This is a genomic window from Streptomyces sp. NPDC001157 (genome assembly GCF_053598255.1).
The window spans coordinates 180,014-198,689 of sequence record NZ_JBSFJW010000001.1; the positions used below are offsets into that span (position 1 = coordinate 180,014).

11 protein-coding genes and 1 tRNA gene are annotated in these 18,676 nt (G+C 69.0%); 10 read left to right on the forward strand and 2 right to left on the reverse strand.

Annotation, left to right across the window (positions count from 1 at the left end):
• Positions 1–106 precede the first annotated feature (106 nt).
• From ACWDAG_RS00685 to ACWDAG_RS00720, 8 genes are all read left to right on the forward strand, one after another.
• Positions 107–1,567 carry an arabinofuranosidase catalytic domain-containing protein gene (locus ACWDAG_RS00685; RefSeq protein ID WP_450693925.1) on the forward strand — a complete coding sequence of 487 codons (1,461 nt, stop codon included), beginning with the start codon at positions 107–109 and terminating at the stop codon, positions 1,565–1,567.
• A gap of 64 nt (positions 1,568–1,631) precedes the next feature.
• Positions 1,632–3,464, forward strand: a complete 1,833-nt coding sequence (locus tag ACWDAG_RS00690) for an RICIN domain-containing protein (protein WP_450693401.1) — start codon at positions 1,632–1,634, stop codon at positions 3,462–3,464.
• A gap of 50 nt (positions 3,465–3,514) precedes the next feature.
• Positions 3,515–5,923, forward strand: coding sequence for a ricin-type beta-trefoil lectin domain protein (locus ACWDAG_RS00695; RefSeq protein WP_450693402.1), 2,409 nt, complete (start codon positions 3,515–3,517; stop codon positions 5,921–5,923).
• An 84-nt stretch (positions 5,924–6,007) separates the two neighbouring features.
• Complete coding sequence (locus ACWDAG_RS00700; RefSeq protein ID WP_450693403.1) at positions 6,008–7,990, forward strand: alpha-L-fucosidase; 1,983 nt, start codon at positions 6,008–6,010, stop codon at positions 7,988–7,990.
• A 32-nt stretch (positions 7,991–8,022) separates the two neighbouring features.
• On the forward strand, positions 8,023–9,363 hold the full coding sequence (locus ACWDAG_RS00705; protein ID WP_450693404.1) for a ricin-type beta-trefoil lectin domain protein: 1,341 nt from the start codon (positions 8,023–8,025) through the stop codon (positions 9,361–9,363).
• Positions 9,364–9,800: 437 nt separating this feature from the next.
• Positions 9,801–13,445, forward strand: a complete 3,645-nt coding sequence (locus tag ACWDAG_RS00710) for a glycoside hydrolase family 3 C-terminal domain-containing protein (protein WP_450693405.1) — start codon at positions 9,801–9,803, stop codon at positions 13,443–13,445.
• Positions 13,446–13,531: 86 nt separating this feature from the next.
• Complete coding sequence (locus ACWDAG_RS00715) at positions 13,532–14,881, forward strand: extracellular catalytic domain type 1 short-chain-length polyhydroxyalkanoate depolymerase (protein ID WP_450693406.1); 1,350 nt, start codon at positions 13,532–13,534, stop codon at positions 14,879–14,881.
• Between the two features lie 190 nt (positions 14,882–15,071).
• Complete coding sequence (locus ACWDAG_RS00720; RefSeq protein WP_450693407.1) at positions 15,072–15,524, forward strand: hypothetical protein; 453 nt, start codon at positions 15,072–15,074, stop codon at positions 15,522–15,524.
• A 166-nt stretch (positions 15,525–15,690) separates the two neighbouring features.
• On the opposite strand, the gene ACWDAG_RS00725 is transcribed toward ACWDAG_RS00720, so the two are convergent.
• Positions 15,691–15,764, reverse strand: a tRNA-Pro gene (locus tag ACWDAG_RS00725).
• Between the two features lie 100 nt (positions 15,765–15,864).
• Between ACWDAG_RS00725 and ACWDAG_RS00730 the strand changes: the two genes are divergently transcribed.
• A complete protein-coding gene (locus ACWDAG_RS00730) occupies positions 15,865–16,407 on the forward strand; it encodes a DUF309 domain-containing protein (RefSeq protein ID WP_450693408.1) in 543 nt (180 codons plus the stop codon).
• A 163-nt stretch (positions 16,408–16,570) separates the two neighbouring features.
• Here ACWDAG_RS00730 and ACWDAG_RS00735 read toward each other — a convergent pair whose 3' ends face one another.
• The gene (locus ACWDAG_RS00735; RefSeq protein WP_450693409.1) at positions 16,571–17,188 is read right to left on the reverse strand and encodes a TetR/AcrR family transcriptional regulator; all 618 of its coding nucleotides are present in this window, start codon (positions 17,186–17,188) and stop codon (positions 16,571–16,573) included.
• A gap of 68 nt (positions 17,189–17,256) precedes the next feature.
• On the opposite strand from ACWDAG_RS00735, the gene ACWDAG_RS00740 reads away from it, so the two are divergent.
• Complete coding sequence (locus ACWDAG_RS00740; RefSeq protein ID WP_450693410.1) at positions 17,257–18,591, forward strand: alpha/beta fold hydrolase; 1,335 nt, start codon at positions 17,257–17,259, stop codon at positions 18,589–18,591.
• Positions 18,592–18,676: the final 85 nt, after the last annotated feature.

An 18,676-nucleotide genomic window follows, 5' to 3' on the forward strand; every position in this document is an offset into this window, starting at 1 on the left:
GGTGCCGTCGTACGGCGGCACCGCCACCGAGGAGGTCTCCTTGCCCGGATCAGCAACCGATCGCCGACGATGTCGTTTCCCGGCCGTGCTCCTGATCGCCCTGGCGATGGCCCTGGCCGCGCTCGGGACACCCTCGTTCGCCACCACCGCGCGGACCGGCACACCTGCCGCCGTCCACGCGCCCGTGCCCGCGGCGGACGCGTCGCTCCCGTGCGACCTCTACGCGGCGGGCGGCACGCCGTGCGTGACGGCGCACGCCACCACCAGGGCACTCTTCGCGGCGTACAACGGGCCGCTGTACCAGATCCAGCGGGCCTCCGACCACAGCTACCGCGACATCGGGGTGCTCGCTCCGGGCGGATACGCCGACGGCGCCTCCCAGGTGTCGTTCTGCGCGGGCACGTCCTGCACGATCACGAAGATCTACGACCAGACCGCCAAGCACAACGACATGCCGATCTCCTGGGGCGGCTACTGGAAGGGCCCGGGTCCCAACGGATCCGACGTCGGGGCGGACGCCATGGCCCTGCCGGTGACCGCGGGCGGCCACCAGGTCTTCGGCGTCAAGGTCACCCCGGGCGTCGGCTACCGGATCGACCACGCGAGCGGCGTGCCCACCGGCGCCCAGCCCGAGGGAATCTACATGGTGACCTCGTCGAACTACACGAGCCAGTGGTGCTGCTTCGACTACGGCAGCGGCGAGAACTCCCACACGGACACCGGCAACGCCACGATGAACGCCATCTACTGGGGCACCGCCTGCTGGTTCGGCGGCTGCACGGGCAGCGGCCCGTGGGTCGAGGCCGACCTGGAGAACGGCATGTTCCACACCAACACCGGCTCCAACAAGGACCCGAACAACCCGGGCGTGCACTATCCGTTCGTCAGCGCGTGGCTGAAGAACAACGGCACCAGCAACTTCACCCTCAAATACGGCAACGGCACGAGCGGCGGCCTGACCACCACCTTCTCCGGTCCCCTGCCGAACGGCTACTCGCCGATGAAGGTCGACAGTTCGGTCCTGCTCGGCACCGGGGGCGACAACAGTCCCAATGGCGTGGGCGAGTTCTTCGAAGGCGCGATAACGGCGGGCTATCCCTCCGACGCCACCGAGAACGCGGTCCAGGCCGCCGTCACTGCCGCCAACTACGGGTCGGGAAGCGGTAGTAGCACGACCGGCGCCGTGCACGCGGTGGGTGCGGCCAAGTGTCTCGACGTGCCGGGCGCATCCACGACGGCGGGTACGCAGCCGCAGATCTGGGAGTGCAACGGCGCGGTGAACCAGACGTGGACCGCGACCGCGTCCCACCAGCTCACCGTGTACTCCGGCAGCAGCCAACTGTGCCTGGACGCCTACAACAAGGGCACCAGCCCGGGCACGAAGGTCATCACCTGGCCCTGCAACGGCCAGACCAACCAGCAGTGGAACCTCAATGCCAACGGCACCGTCACCAGTGCCCACTCCGGCCTCTGCCTGGACGTGACCGGCGCCGCCACCGCCAACGGCAGCCTCGTACAGCTGTGGACCTGCAACGGCGGATCCAACCAGAAGTGGTCGCTGAGCTGACCCGATGAATCGCTGTATCGCCGAATCGCTGTATCGCTGAACCGCCGGCCCATAGGAGGTCCGTATGAGGAAGCGATCGAGGGACCGCCGTGTGCTGCTCACCGTCGGCGTCGTGTTGGCGTTCGTGCTGCAGTTGCTGTCGGCGGCCGGGAGCCGGGCCTTCGCGGGCGAGGCGCTGAGCGTGAACCTGGCGTCGACGCGAGGCCCGTCGACCGGTGTGGGCGAGGGGTTCCTCTACGGCTTCACCCAGGACGGCAGCCAGCCTGTGGACCAGTTCATCCAGCCGCTGGGCATCAACGCGTTCCGCGGCGGGGGCTGGTTCTCCGGCGGCTGGATCAAGGACAACTACCAGTACGGAGCGGCCAGTCGGGCCGACGTCGACTCGATCATCGCGCAGGCGAAACGGCTGACCCGGCCGCCGTACCACGCGCAGTACCAGGTGCTCGTCAGCGACATCTACGGCGCGAACGGCGGCCAGCCGTCCAACACGACGTACCCGTGCGACAACGGCAACTGCGCGAACTGGATCAGCTTCATCGACTCCACCGTGGGAGCGCTCCAAGCGTCGGGACTGAAGTTCTCCTACGACATCTGGAACGAGCCTGACATCTCCTACTTCTGGACCCGGGGTGTCAACAGCGCCCAGTACTTCCAGATGTGGGACACCGCCTACCGCGAGATCCGGCGCATCGCCCCCACGGCGCAGATCGTGGGTCCCTCGTTCGCCTACACCCCGCAAGGCAGGTCAGGGCAGTGGCAGACCTGGCTCGCGCATGTGAAGGCGGCCGGGACGGTGCCGGACATGATCACCAACCATGACGAGGGCGACGTGGACGACCCCGTCACCGTCTCGCAGTCCCTCAACAGTGCGCTCAGCTCGGCGGGCATCGGGGCGCGGCCGCTGTCCGCCAACGAGTACCAGCCGGCCGACCGGCAGACCGCCGGGGTGACGGCCTGGTACCTGGCGCGGTTCGCGCAGTCCGGATACGCCAACGCGATGCGCGGCAACTGGGTGTGCTGCGTCACCCCCAACCTGACGGGAGTCCTCACGCAGAGCGGGGGCAGCTGGCAGCCGACCGGCAACTGGTGGGCGCTTCGGGACTACGCCGACATGACCGGCACCCTCGTCGACACCTCAGGCCAGGTCGGCTCGACGGCCATCGCGGCCTCCGAGGACTCCGCCGCCGGGCGCGCGGTGGCTGTCATCGGCGACTCCAACGGCTATACCGGCGCCGCATCGGTGGCCTTCAACGGGCTGTCGTCCGTCCCGTGGCTGACGAACGCCGGCAGCGTCCACGTCACCGTGCACCGCATCCCGGACCAGGCGCCGCTCGCCGCCCCACAGACCGTGTACGACCAGAACGTCAGCACCTCCGGCGGCTCGATCACCGTGCCGTTCACGTTCCAGGCCTCGCACGACGCCTTCGCCGTCTATCTCACCCCGGCAACGTCCGGCGGCGGTAGCTTCCCGGACGGCTACCACCAACTCGTGGTCGCGAGCGACCAGTTGTGCCTTGACGTCTACGGCAACTCCGGCACCGCGGGCGCCGCGGTCGACCAGTGGACCTGCAACGGGCAGAGCAACCAGCAGTTCCGGTTCGTGCCGGTCTCGGACGGCTACGGCGAACTGCGCGCCCAGAGCTCCGGCCAGGACGTGGCGGTCGCCGGCAGCTCCACGGCGGCGGGCACCCCGGACATCGTCCAGCAGGCCCCCGGCACGGCGGCGAACGCCCTCTGGCTGCCCGTGCGCCAGTCCGACGGCACCTACGCCTTCCAGAACCGCAACAGCGGTCTGTGCCTGGACGTCTACGGCGCCGTCGGCACGGCAGGACAGCAACTGGACCAGTGGCAGTGCAAGAACGCGCCGGGCACCAACCAGGACTTCGCCGTCCGCTGATGCCGCATCCGACGCGGACCCCCCACCGACCTGCGAAAGGAACCCCCACCGTGTCAGCATTCAGACGGCTGTTGCGGCGCCTGCGCGGCTCGACGGCCGTGCTCGCGGGCCTCGTCCTGGCCGCCGGCGGCCTCGTCGGCACGGCCGCCGCCACGGCCCACGCCGCCACCTCCATCACCGTCAACGGTACGTCCGGCGGACGGACCTTCGACGGCGTCGGCGCGATCAGCGGCGGAGGCGGCAACAGCAGACTCCTGATCGACTACCCGGAGCCCGAACGCGGCCAGGTCCTCGACTACCTCTTCAAGCCCGGTTACGGCGCCTCCCTGCAGATCCTCAAGGCCGAGATCGGCGGGGACACCAACTCGACCTCGGGAGCCGAGCCCAGCCACCAGCACACCCGTTCCGACCTGAACTGCGACCGCGGCTACGAATGGTGGCTGATGGAGCAGGCCAAGGCCCGCAACCCGAACATCAAGCTCTACGGCCTCGCCTGGGGCGCCCCCGGCTGGATCGGCGGCGGGAACTTCTGGTCCACCGACATGGTCAACTACCTTGTCTCATGGCTGGGTTGCGCCAAACAGCACGGCCTCACCATCGACTACCTCGGCGGCTGGAACGAACGCGGTTACAACATCTCCTGGTACGAGCAGCTGCGCAGCGCGCTCAACTCCAATGGCTACGGCAGCGTCAAGATCGTAGCGGCCGACTCGGACTGGTCAGTGGCCAACGACGTCAACTCCAACGCTGCGTTCGCCGCAGCGGTGAACGTCATCGGCACGCACTACCCCTGCGGCTACCGCTCCTCCCAGTCCAACTGCTCGGTGCCGTCGGCCGCCACGTCGTCCGGTAAGTCGCTGTGGGCGAGCGAGAACGGCTCCGACGACTACAACGCGGGAGCCCCGGCCGTGGCCCGCGGGATCAACCGCGGATACATCGACGGCCGCATGACCGCGTATCTCAACTGGCCGGTGGTCGCGGCGATCACGCCCAACCTGCCGTATCCCACCATGGGCCTCGCCCTGGCCTCGCAGCCGTGGTCCGGCCACTACGCGATCGGCAAGAACACCTGGGTGATGGCGCACACCAGCCAGTTCACGGCCCCGGGCTGGAAGTACCTCGACGCCTCCAGCGGCTACATCGGCGGCAACCGGAACAACGGCAGCTACGTCTCGCTGAAGTCCCCGAACAACTCCGACTACTCCACGGTCATCGAGACCATGGACGCCGGCAGCGCCCAGACGCTGAACTTCGACGTCACCGGAGGGCTGTCCACCGGAGCCGTCCACGTCTGGTCGACCGACGTCAACTCCGGTAATCAGGCCGACTACTTCGTGCACACCACGGACATCACCCCGTCCGGCGGCGGCTTCAGCCTGACCGTGCAGCCCCATCGCGTCTACACCCTGACCACCACGACCGGCCAGGGCAAGGGCACCGCCACCGGCCCCGCCCAGGGCACGATGAGCATGCCGTACAGCGACTCCTTCGACGGCTACGCCACCGGCACCGAGGCGAAGTACCTCATGGACTGGCAGGGCGCCTTCGAGGTGGCGGGCTGCGGCGGCGGCCGCAGCGGCAAGTGCGTGCGCCAGATGAGCCCGCAGAAGCCGATCACGTGGGACGCGCTGTCCGATCCGCACGCCCTGCTCGGTGACACCGGCTGGAGCAACTACACCGTCTCGTCCGACGTGTTGCTGGAACAGCCGGGATACGCCGAGCTGATCGGGCGCGCGGGCGGCCAGGACTACAGCAGCACCGGAGGGCTGAACGCCTACCACCTGCGGGTCAGCGACACCGGAGCCTGGTCGATCCTGAACTCCAACATCAACGGCAATGTCACCACCCTCGCCCACGGCACGGTCGCGGCACTGGGCACCAACCGGTGGCACACCCTGGCCCTGACCTTCTCCGGCACCACCCTCACTGCCGTGATCGACGGTTCCACGGTCGGTTCCGTCAGCGACCGCACATGGGCCGCCGGACAGGCCGGTTACGCGACCAGCCAGGGCGAGACGGCACAGTTCGACAACCTGTCCCTCACCCCCGGCAGCGGCGGACCCGGCGGGGGCACGACCGCCGCGATCGTCGGGGCCGCCTCCGGCCGGTGCGTGGACGTGCCGAACCAGTCGCAGACGTCCGGCACCCAGGTGGAGCTGTGGGACTGCAACGGCGGCAGCAACCAGCAGTGGACGAACACCCCGGCCGGTGAACTACGGGTCTACGGCAACGCCTGCCTGGACGCCTCGGGCGGCGGCACCACCCCCGGCACCAAGGTCGACATCTGGACCTGCAACGGCCAGAGCAACCAGCAGTGGACGCTCAACGCCGACGGCACGATCACCGGTGCCCAGTCCGGCCTCTGCCTGGACGCCACCGGCGCGGGAACGGCCAACGGCACCCTGCTGGAGCTGTGGACCTGCGGCGGCGGCAGCAACCAGAAGTGGACGCGCAACTGACCTGATCCGGTGCCCTCTGAGATCTGACCTCCGAGATCTGCGATCTGAGACCACCCACCCCGTCAATGACGCCGAGAGGCCCGCATGACTTCCACCTCCCTTCCGATCAGCCGCCGCCGGCTGCTGGCGGCGACCGGCGCCGCCACGGCCCTCGGCCTGCTGCGGTTCGCCCCCGAGGCCGCCGCGACCGACGGCCCCACGAGCTACACCGCGAGCTGGGCCTCCGTGGACCAACACCCTCCGGCTCCGGCCTGGTTCAAGGACGCCAAGTTCGGCATCTACTACCACTGGGGCGCCTTCAGCGTCCCCGCGTTCGGCAACGAGTGGTACCCGCGCAACATGTACGTGGGCGGCTCGGCCGAGAACCGGCACCACATCGCCACCTACGGCGACCCCTCGGCGTGGCCGTACAACAACTTCATCGACGGAGCCCGCGACAAGGCGGGCAACTTCGTGCAGTTCGCCCCCAAGCTCGCCTCGCAGGGCGGCCGTTGGGACCCGGACGCCTGGGCGCGGCTGTTCAAGGCCGCGGGCGCGCGGTTCGCAGGACCGGTCGCCGAGCACCACGACGGCTTCTCCATGTGGAACAGCCGCGCCAACCCGTGGAACTCCGTCCAGCACGGCCCCCGACTCGACCTCGTGGGGCTGCACGCGCAGGCCATCCGAGGGCAGGGCCTGAAGTTCATGGCGTCCCTGCACCACGCCTACCACTTCAACGGCTTCTACGACCATGTGCCGTCGCAGTCGGACCCGGCCCTGCGCATCCTCTACGGCCAGCAGGGCTCGGCCGCGGAGAACAAGCTCTGGTACGACAAGCTGGTCGAGGTCATCGACACCTACCAGCCGGACCTGCTCTGGCAGGACTTCGACCTGAACCTGGTGCAGGAGTCCTACCGGCTCCAGTTCCTCGCGCACTACTACAACCAGGCCGTCTCCTGGAACAAGGACGTGGCCGCGACCTACAAGGACGGCCTGAACAACAAGGGTGAGGTCTTCGACTTCGAGCGCGGCGGCCCGGCAGGACTGCTCACCCCCTACTGGCTGACCGACGACAGCATCTCCTCCTCCAGCTGGTGCTACACGGAGGGCATCGGCTACTACTCGACGCAGGCACTGCTGCACTCGCTGATCGACCGCGTCAGCAAGGGCGGCACCATGCTGCTGAACATCGCCCCGATGGCCGACGGCACCATCCCCTCCGGACAGCAGTCGATCCTGCTCGCCATGGGCGACTGGCTCGGCCGCTTCGGAGAGGCGATCTACGGCACCCGCTCCTGGACCAGCTACGGCGAGGGCCCCACGCCCATGGGCGGAGGCTCGTTCAGCGGCCCGGTGGCCGGCACTCCGAAGGACATCCGGTTCACCCGCAGCCAGGACAACAAGGTGCTCTACGCCACCACGCTGGGCTGGCAGGGCGCCACCACGACCATCACGACGCTGAACTCCAACCGGATCAACCTCAGCAGCCTGACCGGCGCCCAACTGCTCAACAACGCTGCCGGCACCTACGTCAACCTGCCCACCCCGACGCAGGACAGCAGCGGACTGCACCTGGCCATGCCCTCGTCGAACCCGCCGTTCAGCGCACTGGCGTACACGGTCAAGCTCACCTTCTCCGGTGAGATTCCCGTCCTGGGCGCACCGGGCGGCTCGACGACCTGGGTGAAGATCGCCAACGCGACCAGCGGGCTGGTGCTCGACAGTGGGGGCAACGTCGCCGCCGGCTCCAACCTCAAGCAGTGGAACTACGACGGCAGCGCCAACCTCCAGTGGCAGCTGATCGACCTCGGCAACGGCTACTACCGCATCATCAACCGCACCAACGGCATGGCCGCCGACAGCTGGGGCAACTCCGCCAACGGCGCTCCCGCCCGGCAGGAGGCGTGGAACGGCGGCAACAACCAGCAGTGGTCGCTGGTCGGCGTCGGCGGCGACCGCTACCAGATCGTCAACCGCGGCACCGGCACGGCGCTCGACGGCAGCGGCAGCACCACCGTGGGCTCGACCGCGGTGCTGTGGACGCCGAACTCCAGCACCAACAACGCATGGACCATCACCGGCGTGTGAACCGCCCCCCACCACCACGGAAGAAGGAGTGCATGAAACGCACACCACTCTTGACGTCCATCGCGGCTGCGTTACTTCTCGTCCTGTCGGCTGCGGGCTCCTCGTTCAGCAGCGGCCTCGTTACGCCCGCGTCGACCACGACCACCGGCGCCCTCAGTGCGACCGCCGGCTGTGGCAAGGCCCCGGCCCTGACCAGTGGCACCCACACCATCCAGAGCGGCGGCCAGACACGCAGTTACATCCTGCGGGTCCCGGCCAACTACGACAACAACCATCCCTACCGGCTGATCTTCGGTTTCCACTGGCGCGGCGGCACAGCCAACGACGTCGACTCGGGCGGAACGGACGGCTACAACTGGTCCTACTACGGCCTGCGGCGCCTGGCTGACAACGCGGACAACGGCACGATCTTCGTCGCCCCGCAGGGCAACGGCAACGGCTGGGCCAACCCCGGCGGCCAGGACGTGGCCTTCGTCGACGCCATGGTCAGCCAGCTCGAAGCAGGTCTGTGCGTCGACACCACCCAGTTGTTCGCCGGCGGCTTCAGCTACGGCGGCGGGATGTCGTACGCCCTCGCCTGTTCCCGGGCGACGGTCTTCCGTGCGGTCGCGGTCTACTCCGGCGCGAACCTCAGCGGGTGCAACGGCGGCAACCAGCCCATCGCCTACATGGGTCTGCACGGCCTCAGGGACAACGTGCTGCCCATCTCATTGGGACGGGAACTGCGCGACACGTTCGTCCGGGCCAACGGCTGCACCCCGCAGAACCCGCCCGAGCCGGCCAACGGAAGCCTGACGCACATCATCACCACCTACTCCGGATGCAAGTCCGGATACCCCGTCGTCTGGGCCGCGTTCGACGGAGCGGGCCATGACCCCGGCCCCATAGACGGTTCCACGGGTGACGGCTGGCGCACCTGGACATCGGCAGCCGTGTGGCAGTTCTTCACCCAGTTCGGCTCCAACCAGCCGCCGCCACCGACCTCCGGCAACCAGGAGATCGTCGGACAGCAGTCGGGGCGCTGCCTCGACATCAACAACTCCACGACGGCCAACGGCACGCAGGCCCAACTGTGGGACTGCAACGGCGGCTCCAACCAACGGTGGACCCACACCACCGGAAAGCAGCTCATGGTCTACGGCAACAAGTGCCTGGGCGTCGGCCAGTCCGCGGGCAACGGCACCCCCGCGGCGATCTGGGACTGCACCGGACAACCGGACCAGCAATGGAACGTCAATCCCGACGGCACGATCACAGCTGCACAGTCGGGGCTCTGCCTGGACGCCAACGGCCAGCAGACCGCGAACGGGACGAAAGTCCAGCTGTGGAACTGCACGGGCGGCGCGAACCAGCACTGGCAGCTCAGGAACTGACCCACCGGGGCCAGGCCCGACCCCATCCGGCCTGGCCCCCAAGTGGCCCCCAAAAACGACCAAGTCGGGTCCCGCGCCATCCTCAGGCCGACCCGAGTGATTGGCATCAATGCCAGTACCGGCGTGTGCTGAGTTCTGGGGAGTCCACCCGTCGCAGGGCGACGGCGTGCAGTGGATGAGTACGACTCATCAGGAGACGTAACCCACTCACAGCGGCGGTTTCGGCGGCTCCGCCGTGCCTCGCGGCCCACTCGACTCCGCGGGCGCCGTTCGCGTCGACGTCACCGACAACACGGTGCAGGCCGACATCGCCGCGACCTGCCGTCGCCGAGCCGCGCGTGACCTGGGCGATGCCGCTCGCAGCCGCGTGGCGGAGACCCCCTGGAGACCTCGCGCGGCTGCTCCCTTCCCCCAAACGATGCGCTAGGAGGCGCGCGATGCCCAGAACCACCACACCTCTCTTACGCGCGGCCATGGCAGCCGTGTGCTCCATCGGTCTGCTCGGTGCGGTCGGCGGCACGGCTCATGCCGGTCCGCCGACCGCGGTCCGAGCGTCCCCGCCCATCTATCTCGACACCTCGTATTCCTTCCCTGAGCGGGCCGCTGACCTCGTCTCACGGATGTCCCTGGACGAGAAGGTCCAGCAACTGCGCACCAACAGCGCGCCGGCCATTCCGCGGCTGGGCGTACAGCAGTACACGTACTGGAGCGAGGGACAGCACGGCATCAACGCGCTGTACGCCAACACCCATCCGGGCTCCGTGACCGGCGGTGTGCACGCCACCAGCTTCCCCACCAACTTCGCCGCGTCCATGTCCTGGGACAAGGACCTGATGTACAAGGAGACGACGGCGATCTCCGACGAGGCCCGGGGCCTGCTGGACAAGTCGCTGTGGGGAACCGGGCAGAACAACCTCGGGCCCTCGAAGGACAACTACGGGATGCTCACCTACTGGGCACCGACGGTCAATCTCGACCGTGACCCGCGCTGGGGCCGCACCGATGAGGCGTTCGGCGAGGACCCGTACTTCACCGCGCAGATGGCCGGCGCGTTCGTCAACGGATATCAGGGCCAGAGCCCCGACGGCACCGCACGGAGCAAGTACCTGAAGGTCGCCGCGACGGCGAAGCACTACGCGCTCAACAACGTCGAGCAAGACCGCACCGGGATCAGCTCGAACGTGTCGGACGACGACCTGTACGACTACTACACCGCACAGTTCAGGAGCCTCATCGAGAAGTCGCGTGTCGCAGGCCTGATGACGTCGTACAACGCGATCAACGGCACCCCGTCGGCGGCCAACACGTACACCACCAACCAGATCGCGCAGCGCACGTACGGCTTCGGCGGGTACATCACCTCCGACTGCGGCGCGGTCGGCACCACGTACCAGTCCTTCCCGGCCGGCCACGACTGGGCGCCGCCCGGCTGGACCACGGACCACAAGGGCGCCAATGCGACGTGGACCAGCACCGCCACGGGACGGCAGGTGTCGGGAGCAGCGGGCGGTCAGGCCTACGCACTGCGGGCGGGCACCCACGTCAACTGCACGGGCGCGGAGGCCACCTCGGCCAACCTGGAGCAGGCGATCAAGGCCGGCGTCCTCAGCGAAGGCGTCATCGACAACGCGCTGGTGCACCTGTTCACCGTCCGGATGCGGACCGGTGAGTTCGACCCGGTGAACCAGCAGGAATACACGAAGATCACCAAGGACGTCATCGAGTCCCCGGCCCACCAGGGGCTGGCCCGGACCGTCGCCGACAACGCGCTCGTCCTCCTGCAGAACGACAAGGTCACGGGCCACGACAAGCCGCTGCTGCCGGCCGACCCGGCCACACTGAAGAAAGTCGTCATCGTCGGCGACCAGGCAGGGAAGGTCACCCTCGGCGGCTACTCCGGCGATCCCACCAAGAAGGTGGATGCCGTCAAGGGCATCACGGCCCAGGTCAAGGCGGCCAACCCCGACGCGCAGATCGTCCACGACGCGGCCGGCACCTCCAGCACCGCGACCGGCCCGGCGACGTTGAGCGCCGAGACCCGGGCCGCCGTCAAGAGCGCCGACCTGGTGGTCGTCGCGGTCGGCACCGACGACGCCACCGCGGGCGAGGGCAAGGACCGCGGCGGGCTGGCCCTGCCCGGCAACTACGGCAGCCTCATCGACCAGGTCACCGCCCTGGGCAACCCCAGGACGGTGCTGGACATCCAGTCCGACGGGCCCGTCGCCATCGAGCCCTACCGCGCCAAGGTGGCCTCGATCGTCTTCGCCGGCTACAACGGTGAAAGCCAGGGTGACGCCCTCGCCGACGTCCTGTTCGGCAAGCAGAACCCCAGCGGGCACCTCAACTTCACCTGGTACAAGGACGACTCCCAGCTGCCCGCCCTCTCCGACTACGACCTCACACCCGGCGGGACCGGCGGTCTGGGCCGCACCTACCAGTACTTCACCGGCACGCCGACCTACCCCTTCGGCCACGGGCTGAGCTACACCACCTTCGCCTACTCCCACGTCCGCGCCGACCGCTCCTCGGTGCACGCCGACGGAACGGTGAAGGTCCGCTTCGACGTCACCAACACCGGCACCGTGCCCGGAACCACCGTCGCCCAGCTCTACGCGGCCACCGACTTCACGGTCAAGGACCGCGAACTGCCGAAGAAGCGGCTCGTGGGCTTCCAGAAGACCCGGGTCCTGGGGCCCGGCGCCACCCAGCACGTCACCCTGCGCGTCCGGGTGCCCGACCTCGCCTTCCACGACGGCCGGAAGGCCAAGCAGGTCGTCCATGAGGGCACGTACCGTTTCGAGGTGGGGCCGGACTCCGCCACCACCGCCGGAGCGGCCAAGGTCACCGTGCACGGCAGCCTCACCCCGCACGTGAAGTACGTGACCGTACAGCCGGAGGCCGTGGTCCACAGCGCGGGCGACACCATCGACCTCACCGCCCGCAACCAGTGGATCAAGGACGACACCGACCCCACGGCTCAGCCCGGCCGCAACCTGAACGTCACCGCCGACCACGTCGTGGAGGCCGTCAACGACGACGGCTCCTTCCTGGACCTGTCCAGGACCAAGGTCCGCTACACGAGCAGCGACCCCTCCGTCGCCACCGTCAACGGCAAGGGGCTGGTCACCGCGGTGGGCAACGGCGTCGCCACCATCCGCGCGACCGTGCGCGGCGTCACCGGCTCCGCCGTGATCCGCGTCCACCACAGCCTGGCCCTGTCCGCCGACCCCATCGTCAAGCCCGGTTCCCCCGTGACGGCGACCACCACCTACACCAACACCGGCCCGACCGCCCTGGCGAACGCCTCGGTCACTCTGGACGTGCCCGACGGCTGGCGGGCCACCCCCACCTCACCGGCCGCCTTCCCCGCCATCCCGGCCGGCGCCTCGGTCAGGACCACCTGGACGGTCACGCCGCCCGCCGGTGTCAAACCCGGCACCTTCGACCTCGCCGCTTCGGCGGACTACCAGGGCGCCCGGGCCAGCGACGACGCGGCCGGCCAACTGTTCGTCCCCTACGCGTCCCTCAGCGACATCACCAAGAACACCGCCATCAGCGATGACGCCAACCCTCGCGCCGGCGATCTCGACGGCGGAGGTCAGAGCCTGTCCCAGCAAGCGCTCGCCGCCCAGGGGATCACCTCCGGCGGCACCGTCACCCACGACGGACTGACCTTCACCTGGCCCACCACCGGCACCGGCAAGCCCGACAACATCGTGGCCGGCGGCCAGACCGTGCCGTTCTCCGGAAGCGGCGCCAAGCTCGGCTTCCTCGGCACCGCCGACTACGGCAACGCCTCCGGCACCGGCCTGATCACCTACACCGACGGCACCAGCCAGAAGTACACCCTGTCCTTCGCCGACTGGTGGAGCACCACGCCCTCCTACGGCTCCGACATCGTCGCCACGACCGACTACTTCAACAACGCCGGCGGCAAGGTCCAGCAGAAGGTGAATGTGTACGGCGCCACCGTGCCGCTCCGGGCAGGCAAGACCGTGGCCTATCTGACCCTGCCGAACGTCGGCTCCGAAGCAGTGTCGGGCCAGGTGGCCATGCACATCTTCGCCACAGCCATCGGCTGACCACCCGTCCCCGGCGGGCGCAGGATCATGCGGCGCCCGCCGGGCGTCCGCAAGGGCCCTACCGATCACCGGAAAGAGGTTCATCCATGAGACGCACTCTGCGCGCGGTCCTGGCGATGGTGCTCCTGCCACTGGTCGCAGCCTTGACTCTCCTGGCACCCCAACCCGCGGCCGCGGCGAGCCTGACCCGCGTCACCGGCTTCGGGAACAACCCCACCAACCTCAACATGTACCTCTACGTGCCCGACCACCTGGCACCCAGGCCCGCCCTGCTGGTCCTGGTCCACTACTGCGGAGGCTCGGCCGGTGGGATCTTCGGCGGCAACGGACACGACTACGTGACCGCCGCCGACCGGTACGGCTACATCATCGTCCTGCCCGAGGCCACCCGCGACGGGCACTGCTTCGACGTCTCGTCCCCGGCGGCGCTCAAGCGTGACGGCGGCAGCGACTCCACCGGCATCATGTCGATGGTCGGTTACACACGCCAGCGCTACAACGTCGACCCGGCCCGCATCGTCGTCAGCGGGTTCTCGTCGGGAGCCATGATGACGAATGTGCTGGCCGCCGAATACCCCGATGTCTTCAGTGCCGCCTCAGCGTTCTCCGGGGTGCCGGCGGGCTGCTTCGCCACCGACAACGGCTCCATGTGGAACAGCCAGTGCGCCGGCGGCAGCATCATCAAATCGGCTCAGCAATGGGGCGACCTGGCCCGCTCCATGTATCCGGGCTACACCGGCCGCTACCCGCGCATGCAGGCGTGGCACGGCACCACCGACACGACCCTCGCCTATCCCAACTTCGGCGAGGAGATCAAGCAGTGGACCAACCTCCACGGCCTGAGTCAGACACCCACCGCCACCGACCAGCCGCAGTCATCCTGGACCCGCACCCGCTACGGCGACACCGGCCCGCAGTCCCCCGTCGAAGGCATCAGCATCGCGGGCACCGGCCACACCCTGCCGCAGCCCGGCATGCTCGCCTACGCCATCACCTTCCTCGGTCTCGACGGCGGCGGCACCACCCCTCCGCCGCCCAGCACCTCCGGTGCGCTGCACGCGGTGGGTGCAGGCAAGTGCCTGGACGTGCCGAACGCGTCGACGACGGCAGGTACGCAGCTGCAGATCTACGACTGCTACGGCGGGGCCAACCAGCTCTGGACCCGCACCGGGTCCGGCCAACTGACGGTGACCATGTCGGGCACCACCTTGTGTCTGGACGCCTACAACCACCAGACCACGTCCGGCACCAAGGTGGTGACCTGGCCGTGCAACGGCGGCGACAACCAGAAGTGGAACCTGAACACCGACGGAACGGTCACCGGCGTCCAGTCCGGCCTGTGCCTGGACGTCACCGGCGCCTCTACTGCCAACGGCACCCCGGTTCAACTGTGGAGCTGCAGCGGCGGCAACAACCAGAAGTGGAACCTCAGCTGACTCCATCCCTGTCCGGGCCGGGCACGCCCCGGCCCGGACACGGCGAAAACTCCGACGGGAACGCGCCCCCTTGACGCGGCGCCGGCCTACCGGCGGGCGACTCCGCCACTCAGAGGAACGGCGGAGCAGTGGTGCTGCCGCACACGCAGGGGAGGGCTTCGGACGAACAACCTTCAAGATCCGCGAGAAGATGGCCGACGCACGGCTGAGAGTCTCGTCCTCGGAGCCATCGGATCGGCCTCGGGATCCTTTCCCGGGCCAGGTCACTCCGAGTGCTCTTCGTCCCTTTCCGCCTCAGAGCGCCCGCAGCCGGCGTCCCTGGGTCCGCATCGCGGAGCTTCCGAAGCTGGAACAGCTCTGCGCGCGGCGCTATGTCGAGCGCGAGAACTCAATTACCGTTGATCGCCAAACCGCGCAGTGGCTCGAAATCGGAGTGTTCTCGCCGCGCACGGCACAGGAGTGTTGCGCGGCGGGGATTACGCCCGACATGCTGCTCCGCCCGTTCCGAATGGCTGGCAAACCTCTGCATGAAGGTCAGTTGGCCCTGAAGCAGGCTCTGGACTGCCAGGAGGTCAGTGCCGAGGAGATCCGCCTGGAACTGATGCGGACCGGGGTCCTGCTGGGCCAAGAACGACACATCTGAAGCCGAGGGGTGGGCGGCACTCCGGCGTGAAGCATGCAGGGCCCCCGCCAACGGACCGGCCGTGTCTGTGAGAAATTGCGCAGACGAGTCCCCAGAAACGATCGAGGGCCTCGTCTCACATGATGTGATCCAAGGCCCTGACCTGCGACTACGGAGAAGACTCCAGTCGGGACGACAGGATTTGAACCTGCGACCCCTTGACCCCCAGTCAAGTGCGCTACCAAGCTGCGCCACGTCCCGATGCGCTTACCGCGGTGAACCGCGTGATCGCGCGGACAGCACTTTACCCCACGTGCGGGGTGGTGCCGAAGCCGGTCGGTGGAGGGGGACAATCGGGCGTATGGGCAGTGCGGGACGCAGGAGCAGCGGGTCGTCGGGCCGGGCGGCCGGGGCGCGGGACCGGGACGGTGAGGGGCGGGCGCGCAATGCCCGGCCGCGGGACGGGCTCGGGCGGCCACTGCCGTACGGCGCGGACGGGGTGGCCCGGCAGCCCGAGGGTGTCGTGCGCACCCCGGAGCAGAGCGTCGCCGAGGCGCAGGCGCTGCTGGACGCCGGCAAGCCTTTTCATGCGCATGAGGTGTTCGAGGATGCATGGAAGTCGGGGCCGGTGGAGGAGCGGGAGCTGTGGCGGGGGCTGGCGCAGATCGCCGTAGGGCTCACGCATGCCGCTCGGGGGAACGTCACCGGCGGCGCCAGGTTGCTGCGTCGGGGGGCCGGGGCCGTGGAGCAGTGGGCCGCGGAATCGGGGCGGCAGCGGCCGTACGGGATGGATCTCGTGGGGCTTGTCGGCTGGGGGCGTGAGCTGGCGGACGACGTTGAGGGTGGTGGCGAGGCTGTCGATGCGGGGGCACGGGCGCCGCGGTTGCGCGGGCGGACCCCATAGGGATCGGCGTAATCCTCTCCACCAGGGGACCAAGCCACGGCCGGTGGTTGCTGCGAATGATTCAGCGCGTCGCCTGACCGGTACCGCAGCCCATCTCCGGCACCAACGGCCTTTCGTCCATGGAGCCGTGCCCGGGAGAGCCCGGACACCGGCCCCGTTCATGTCACCGAGCGGGTTCTGCTCGGCGAAGATCGCGGAAGACCGCCGGGGTCGTCCATCCGCGCAGCGTGGCGTGGATCGTGGAGCGGAATGCGGCCTCGGCCGTGGTGGTGTCCAGAGCCCCGGCCAGTTCGAGAGTCACGAGCCCGTGCAGGGTGGCCCAGATCGACAGGGCGATCGACGTTGCGTCGCCGTCGAGTACGGACGCCGCCAGCGCGCGGTAGATCGCCGCGAGGAGCGGACGGATCGGGTCACGGGCACCGGCCTCCCCTGACGGGTCGAAGGACTGCACACCGCCGAACAGCACCGTGTAGAGGTGGCTGTGTCCGCGCCCCCAGCGGCGGTAGGCGAAGGCCAGCGCGTAGAGGTCGGCGAGCGGGTCCGCGGAGGTCGGCACCGCCGACAGGTCCTGGAAAAGGCCGGCGACGGCTCTGTCGCGCACCGCACCGATGAGTCCGTCCTTGCCGCCGAACAAGGAGTACACCGCCGTCGTCGACGCCTCGGCAGCGGCGGCCACGGCGCGGACCGTGACCGACTCTCGCGGGAGCGTGGCGAGCATCTCGGTCGCGCACACCACAAGCCGCTCTTTGACAGCTTCGTCGTTCGTTCTCGGCCTACCCACGGCAGCAGCCTACCGTCTCTGATAACGTCGTTTTGAAACAGAGTTCTGAAACTGCCCGGAGGTCCGCCGTGCCCACGTACGCCCTACGTCTCGCCCCCCTCACCGGACGCTTATTGCTGGCCCTGGCCGCCGTCGCGGCCCTGGTCGTCGTCTTTCTCGCACTGATCGCCCTCACGGACGGAGAGGGCACGGGGCTCGTCGCCTGGCTGACGACCGTGGGAGTCGGGGCGGTCCTCGCGCTGTGGCGGGGTCGGCGCCGCACCTGGCCGGCGCGGCTCGTGCCGTTTCTGCCGGTGGTCGTCGCGGCAGCATTGACGGCGGCGGTCTGCATCCCGACCGTGCCGACCGCCCGGCGGTACCCGCCCGCCCTGCCGTTCGTGGCCACCCAGCACTGGAGGCTGGCCACAGGCAGCCGGGTCGCCGTGTACCACTACCCGCCCGCGCGCTCCGGACCCCGGCATCCCATCCCGCTCGTGTACCTCAACGGCGGACCGGTCCGTGGCATCTCCGTGCTCGACCACCGGTTCCTGCAACTCCTGGCACACCAGGGATACGACGTCTACGCCTACGAACAGGCCGGCGGCGGACGAAGCGACCTGCTCCCCATGGGCCAGTACACGATCTCCAGGTCGGTCCGCGACCTCGGCGCCTTCGTCGACCGCCTGGACAAGGGAAGGGTCGACATCCTCGGATTCTCCTCGGGCGGGGCCGTGCTCACCCGAGCCCTGGCCGACCCACGCGTCGCCGCACGCCTGCACCGGGCGATCATCGCCGAGCCCGGACCCATGGACGGCCCCACCGCGCACATCACCGGGCACAAGGGCCGAAAATCCGCCCGCGGCCTCGCGCCGGCCATGTCCGGACCGCGATCGACACACGTCCCCCGGTACGCCGTGACCTTCGGCCTCATGCGACTCGGACTCCTCACCCCCGACACCGGGCTGATCGGACAGGCCGAAGGCGACAACGCGTTCACCGCCGCCGACCTCGGCAGCGACACCGCATCCGCCTACTGCGCACGCGACGCGCACCGCATCCCCGTCGAGGACACCGCGCAGAACTTCTCCTTCAGCGCCGCCGCCAGTCTCCGCATCCAGCAGACGGTCAGGGACTCGCCCTCCATCGCCGCGCAACTGAGGCGCTCCCGGACCCCCGCGATGCTCATGATCGCCGAGTGCTCCTCCCAGCTCCGCCAGTGGGCGACCGCCGTCCTTGCCGATGACCCCGCCATCCAGCGCACGCAGTACCTGCCCGGCGTCGGACACCACTTGTGGAACGGCCTCGGCGACAACAACGGCCGGGCCGTGGCCGTCATCACCGCGTTCCTTCAGGGCAGGCCGGCGCCCCTGCCGAACTCCCCGACCCGCGACGAGATCCCTGCGTTTCTGCACGACCACAAATGAGGGAAGACAGAGCGGTCCGTCGCCCCCTACCCGCTCGTCAGGGATGCGGTGTACGGACTGTCAGTGGTGTGCGGCAGACTCGGGG

Coding starts and splice junctions, on each gene's coding strand:
- ACWDAG_RS00715 (WP_450693406.1), top strand. CDS start 13,532: ATGAGACGCACTCTGCGCGCGGTCCTGGCGATGGTGCTCCTGCCACTG.
- ACWDAG_RS00730 (WP_450693408.1), top strand. CDS start 15,865: ATGGGCAGTGCGGGACGCAGGAGCAGCGGGTCGTCGGGCCGGGCGGCC.
- ACWDAG_RS00710 (WP_450693405.1), top strand. CDS start 9,801: ATGCCCAGAACCACCACACCTCTCTTACGCGCGGCCATGGCAGCCGTG.
- ACWDAG_RS00685 (WP_450693925.1), top strand. CDS start 107: ATGGCCCTGGCCGCGCTCGGGACACCCTCGTTCGCCACCACCGCGCGG.
- ACWDAG_RS00705 (WP_450693404.1), top strand. CDS start 8,023: ATGAAACGCACACCACTCTTGACGTCCATCGCGGCTGCGTTACTTCTC.
- ACWDAG_RS00700 (WP_450693403.1), top strand. CDS start 6,008: ATGACTTCCACCTCCCTTCCGATCAGCCGCCGCCGGCTGCTGGCGGCG.
- ACWDAG_RS00690 (WP_450693401.1), top strand. CDS start 1,632: ATGAGGAAGCGATCGAGGGACCGCCGTGTGCTGCTCACCGTCGGCGTC.
- ACWDAG_RS00720 (WP_450693407.1), top strand. CDS start 15,072: ATGGCCGACGCACGGCTGAGAGTCTCGTCCTCGGAGCCATCGGATCGG.